Source organism: Oleiphilus sp. HI0080, assembly GCF_001635135.1.
In genome coordinates, this window is the sequence record NZ_LWFU01000456.1 from 1 (window position 1) to 6,428 (window position 6,428).

2 protein-coding genes are annotated in these 6,428 nt (G+C 46.1%); both read right to left on the reverse strand.

From position 1 onward, the window contains the following. Nucleotides 1-4,701: hypothetical protein (locus A3751_RS09100; protein ID WP_156492350.1), on the reverse strand; the 4,701-nt coding region annotated here is incomplete at its 3' end. A 186-nt stretch (nucleotides 4,702-4,887) separates the two neighbouring features. Continuing rightward, nucleotides 4,888-6,279, reverse strand: coding sequence for a Si-specific NAD(P)(+) transhydrogenase (gene sthA, locus A3751_RS09105; RefSeq protein WP_068454697.1), 1,392 nt, complete (start codon nucleotides 6,277-6,279; stop codon nucleotides 4,888-4,890). Nucleotides 6,280-6,428 lie beyond the last annotated feature (149 nt).

Sequence of the window (6,428 nt, forward strand, 5' to 3'; positions counted from 1 at the left end):
AAAATAATCTTCAGAGTTTCGAACTCCGTCACCATCAAAGTCTTCATCTGACTCGGCACCGAAACCATAGCCCAAAACAACTGGTTGCTCAGCGGGAAGCCTGTTAGGGCCCACTAAATTATCATCAGATGGATCGATATCGTGAAGATAAAACTCAATCGTGTCTCCTACAAGGTCTCCAGCTGTCTCATAAAACGACAGTGTAAAGTTTTCGCCTCTTTGACCATTTTTCTCCCAAACAGGTATAAAGTTATCGAAGACCTGAGAGGCAAATGCGTTATTGACAGATAATGAGCTACCGAGGGGGGCATAGGACTGATCAATCTCAAAGGCAGAATTATTTAGATCGACTACTGTTGAGCCTGCGACCGAAGACTGAGTAATTCCCCTCTCACCATCAATATCAAACGCATAAAAAGCCGATAATGTTTGGCCGTATTCTAGCTCAAGATCAATTGTCGGTAGCGTATAAATTGCGCCATCAGCATCGGTAACGAGCGATCCATCAACAATCCACTGTGGCGTAAAATACTTAGCCAAAAACTGATTATTGGCGAAGGAGTTCAAATCAAGCGAAGCCGAAACAACACGATCAACGACCGAAACGCTGCTGTAAACAGGAACTAGGCCTGTCGGAGCACCAATTTTTAGCGCCGTCATTTGATCTAACGATGCGACAACATCTCGGGAGTTATCAACCTCGTCATCAAGCTTAAAACTAATTGTTGCACGAACTATATCTCCGAAAGCAGTGACACCCGAAGGGAACGAATAAGGAGCAGAGGTCGAAAGCATTACATCACGAAAAAATGCGGTCGTCGCGTCATTCAGTTGCCACCGAACCTCTATAGCACCAGAAAGGAAACTAAGCCGGTCCTCGAACTCAAAGTTGATACCGTCCCCGGGCAAGAATGCATCAACGCTAAAGCTAAAATCATTTAAGCCTATAACCGGAGCTGCAGCTTCCGTAAGAAAATCCCCCTGAGCGTCGCGAAGAGTAACAACCAGATAATCTTTTAACCTCACCTGCCCACTCGAAAGAGTTAGCCCTTTGTTCTCGGTATTTAATGCTGATACGTCTTCAACGATATATTTGTCGACACCGTTGATACTGGTAAGGGACCGGCGTTTTATAACCCAATCAGCCTTTAATTCATCTGAAAGAGAGACCGGAGTTGCTCCCAAAAATAAGCTGACCTTTTCTCCCGGCGACAATGCCTGTGAACCACCAAAAGTCAGTTCGACGGTATTTCCAGCAGAATCAAAAACAAGTACGTCGTCGCTAACAGCAGAAAGCAAAGATTTATAAGAAACAAACAAGAATCCGTCAATTAAACGTGCTTTAGCGTCGCTAACAAAGTTCTCTCGCGCTTTCACGAAGCTTTCAAAAGACTGAGAGACAAAATCATATCTGTCGATTTGACCATTCTCATAAATAATGAACAAAGCATTATTGACCGTATCCGAAACAAGTACATGAGGCTTGTATGTGCTAGAAACATCCAAGCCCTTCTCTGCAGGTAGGCGCAATACTTCATTACGATTGAGTTCCGTCGATTCAATAATCAAAAGCGACAAAGAGTCATCAATGAAAGCTTCGATACCAAGCCCCGCATCTGAATGGATTGGCGTCGTTAATCCGCGATCCGTCTTAAATGTCGACAGACATACTCTTAAAGAAGGCGTCCGGCGAAGGCCTGACGTATCTACTAAACCTGCGCCCTGCCCTAGCGCTTCACCAAAAGAGATAGTCTCATCCAAAGAACTACATGCGGCATCTCCGGGAACAGCATCATCGCTGTCTGCAACACCGTCGCCGTCACTATCGCTATCGACGCCGGCAACGATGGATAGAATGCTCTTCGATTCGTTGGATCCGGAACTTGTCACAAAAAGCTCATACTCTTTCCCATATTCAATAGAAAGAGAGTTAGTGGCGCCCGTTTGCATTGCACTAACACCCTGTTTATTGCGATCACTCCAACGCGTAAAAAGATCTCCGTTTAAAAGCGAGAGAGGTAGAAAGTCTCCTACTGTTATTCCACTACATACAGAATACGCGGCACAAAGCGCGGGAGAGCTCTGTATAACAACATTTGAGTTGCCTCCCAGAACGACAGGCTTTGGATCTACGTCGAAGGTATAATCCGCGAGACTAGGCACAAAGATTGAGAAGGATGCCTTTAGTTCACGCACCGGTGTTTCAGAAGTCGTAAAAATGCCTTGCAATCTGTACTCACCCGGTCGATCTGCAGAAAACTCAAACCCAATTGAGTTTGCTTCGTCTATCTCGCTTATCGAAAGCCGACTATTCGGAGGGCTTTGCAACACTACCCAGTTAGCGGTAATAGCCGTCGCAAGATTTCCTAAACCTAAACAAGGGTCAACTGAACATGAGCCATTCGTTTGTTCTAATGCTACCGATAGAGCTAGCTCACCGGAAAACGGTGCGTAGATCGATGCGATGGATCCAACGTTGATAGACGTAAGCCCTTTGTAGTCAACTGGAAAATCAGCGACTGAGCGAGCTGGATCCAAGGGAAATGCGTCCGAATTATCAAGAACACCATCGCCGTCTGTATCTACTCCGCCAACCGGAGCGCCAAACGAAAAATCCGCTCCCGAGAGCTTCACATCATCAACCGACTTGTCGGCAAGAACCTTAGTGAACTCAAGCTTCAACTCATCGACGATTCTAGAAATAGGCCTTGATGTACCAACCACTGAGAGCTCACTAGGTGAAACCTTGATACGGTTTGCAACAGAGGGATAGAAGTCGTCACTATAGACAGGCTCGTTGCCATATTTGCCGTCTAATTCATTGTCAGCAATGTCCTTGTAAAAATTGGCCAACACCGTCTCAAATGAAAGCGCCGATGTCTCAGAAAGAAGCCCTAGTGTCGAAGCTAGCACCTCATTGAGGTACCTGTTTAGCGCTATAAAGTTCTGCCTCTGAGGCTCAAGTAACGATTCACTCGTAAGAATCAGACTTGATCTTAAAGGCGCGAGATCTAACTCCTGCGAAGTACTAGAAAAGCTTGAGGCCAGGCTTTTCGATAATTGATCAACCTCTTCGTAAACCCAACCTTCGAAATCGATCAGGTCAAGTTCTCGCCCGTCAGAACCCACAAATAGATCAATCCAACGATCATTAAGCAGCATTCTTTCCATGGCCGCGTGAACCGAAACGTCCGACACTAAGCTAACGGAACGAGTCGGAGAGACCGCCTGCGCAGTCTCCAGTACGAGCCTCAAATCATCCGTGAGGCGCACATCGTCGGCTCGCTTCACGAGATCCCCTTCCGGAAACCTAAGGGGCTCATCGCCTACAAAAAATCTCGCTGAGCTATCCTCTAGTGCATTATCACTTGCACCTCTAACACTCTCTAGACGAATAAGCGCTGATAACTTTTCAACAGGAGGCCGCACCCCAGAGCTTAAATCGATACCCTCCCGCAAATCAGACTCAATATAAATCAAGCCTTTCAACTGGCCAAAATCTATACTTGGAATCGACGCTGTCTCGTCAGTCGTCCTCTGAGCGATCCAATTAATTGGTTTGCCATTGCTCGCATCGAGCTCATCACTCACATAGGCCGTTCGAATCGCTTGAGGGAAACGCTGGCGAAAATCAGCAACAAACTGAGCAAAAACGCCATCTAATGTTGACTGGCTGCTTAACAAATCCGTAATAGGCCATTTGACCAACGACTCTTTTTTCCTTAACAATTCTACTGCATCAAGCGGAGTGATCGTATCCTCTCGCAAAACTAGAAGTGCAGCTTTGAGCTCTGCGTTACCCTCATAAACGTAGGCGTCCTCGATCAGCGTTTGAACTTCAAAAATATCTGCAGCCGTGTCGACCCGAGACTCAAGATCAGCCAATTGATTCCGAGCAACAAGATCGGTATCGAACCAGCCTTTTTCTTCAGCTTCATCAAAAATCTGGTCAATTCTAGATGCTATCTCCGTTTTGGATAAGGAAGCGACTCTAAGAGCATTCATCTCGTTATAGAATTCACTCCAACCCGCTAGCTTCACCGAATCAGTTTCAAAACCTGAAAAAGCTCGAGCTATTGACTCAACGCGCTCAAACGAAATCTTATCAGAGTTATCATCAAGAGCCTGGTGTAGCTCGTCCAGCACGGTTGGAATACTCGCCACTCGCGATTTGATATCTGCGAGATTTGCATACACTGCAATGATCTCGGCAACTGCGTCTTTGTGAAAACTATTTGTCTCAGACGTCACAAATGACTCAAGGATTTGCACAGCAACAGTTACAGAACCAGCGGCATCTATATCGCTTTTTAAATCATGAATGCCGCCGACAAGCTGATCTTGCGCAGCAATTCGACTTAGCGCGCTGAGAACCTCTACATCACTCAAAGTGCTTAACTGGAGGTTGCCGTCTTGATAAACCACGCCCAAGTCATAGAGAAGATCGAAGAAGTATTCCGACGCCCGAGATAAGTCGCCAAAAGCGCCGCTCTCAAGATCGACCTTGTAAAAATCAACCTTTGCGCCCGCAATCGGACCTTTCACCACGTTTACGTTAAGCTTGAGATCTGGTTTCTCAATTAACACGGTTTCATCAGCTAAACGAACAACGTCCGAGCTACCGCCATTACATGCCAAAAGTAACGTCGCTGCGACAACGACAAAAGAGAATTTAAGTACGCTAAGAACGCTTTGAAGCATAGAAGAGGTCTATTCCATTTACTCGCGAGAAAACACTCCAAACGCTATGGAGCTAAAGGCTTTGATAATGCTACATAATGCGCTAGAACGGCACAATTAGAGGGCGTAAGAAGCGTGAACTACTAGACGCTTGAGTAAGAGACGTACTTCAAGCAATGCGATGTACGTCTCTTTATCGGTCACAGATTAGAAGATTCTATTTAGACCGTTCAATGCCGCGACACGATATGCCTCAGCCATAGTGGGGTAGTTAAAGGTTGTATTTATGAAATAATCAAGATTATTTGCTTTGCCAGTTTGATTCATAACCGCCTGACCGATGTGCACGATCTCAGCCGCTTGGTCCCCAAAACAATGGATACCCAGAATCTCACGCGTTTCTCGATGAAACAATATTTTGAGCATCCCTACAGCCTCACCTGTAATCTGGGCGCGGGCCAAATCCTTAAAAAACGCCTGCCCAACCTCATAAGGAACTTTCGCTTCGGTGAGCTCGCGCTCCGTCTTTCCAACAGAGCTAATCTCGGGAATTGTATATATCCCCGTTGGCACGTCATCAACAAATCGAAAATACCGGTCTTCAGCCATCGCCGAAGCAGACGCCCTGCCCTGATCATATGCTGCGCTCGCGAGTGCTGGCCAACCAATCACATCACCAACCGCGTAGACACCCTCTACCTCAGTGCGGTAATGATCATCAATTGCTAGCTGGCCACGAGAGTTCGGTTTCAGTCCGATATTCTCCAGACCCATATGGTCCGTATTTCCGCTACGACCATTACACCAAAGAAACGCATCCGCCCTAATCTTCTTACCAGATGTGAACGTCACTTCAACGTTTTTATCCGTACCAACGACCGACTCATACGTTTCGTTGTGCCGAACAAGCACACCGTTGTTACGAAGGTGGTAGCTCAACGCATCGGAAATTTCATCATCTAGAAAAGACAATAACTTCTCTCCTGGATTAACCAGATCCACCTTAACGCCAAGGCCTGCAAAAATAGAGGCATACTCGCTGCCGATAACACCGGCACCGTAAATCACCATCGTTCGCGGAGTGTGATTAAGAGTAAGAATGGAGTCGCTGCAATAAATACGATGATGGCTAAAATCGACATTTGCAGGCTTATAAGGACGGCTACCACTCGCAATGATCACAGTCTCAGCAACTAAGATGTCATTCGACTGCCCCCCGCAAACCTCAATCTTGTTCTTATCCAAGAAGCATGCACGACCGTTGTACAGATCAATTCGGTTTCTAGCGTAAAATTGGGTACGTAATTTAACCTGTTTGGAAATAACTTTTTCGGCGCTTTTTAGGACTCTCGGAAAAGAAAACCAGCGAGGTTCTCCGATATCCCTGAACATCGTATTCGTGTTAAACGTGATGATCTGCTTTACCGAATGACGAAGTGCTTTCGACGGAATCGTACCTAAATGCGTACAGTTACCGCCGACAACCTGCTTCTCTTCAATGACCGCTACGCGCTTCCCATGTTTTGAGGCGTTCATCGCCGCACCTTCTCCGGCAGGGCCCGAACCAATAACAACTACATCGTAGCGATACTCAGCCATACTTCGCTTTTCCTTCTATTTTAAATTTACAATTCAACAACTTATATCATTTTTTAACATAGACTAACTTTAGACTTTGGTCTCAGCCTCATANGCCAAACTAGTCTTACCTTTGCCTGCCTCATCTGACTCTTTGTCGCATTTGGCCG

Bases quoted from the DNA above. Each gene is read 5' to 3' on its own strand.
- sthA (WP_068454697.1), bottom strand. From the start codon at position 6,279: ATGGCTGAGTATCGCTACGATGTAGTTGTTATTGGTTCGGGCCCTGCC.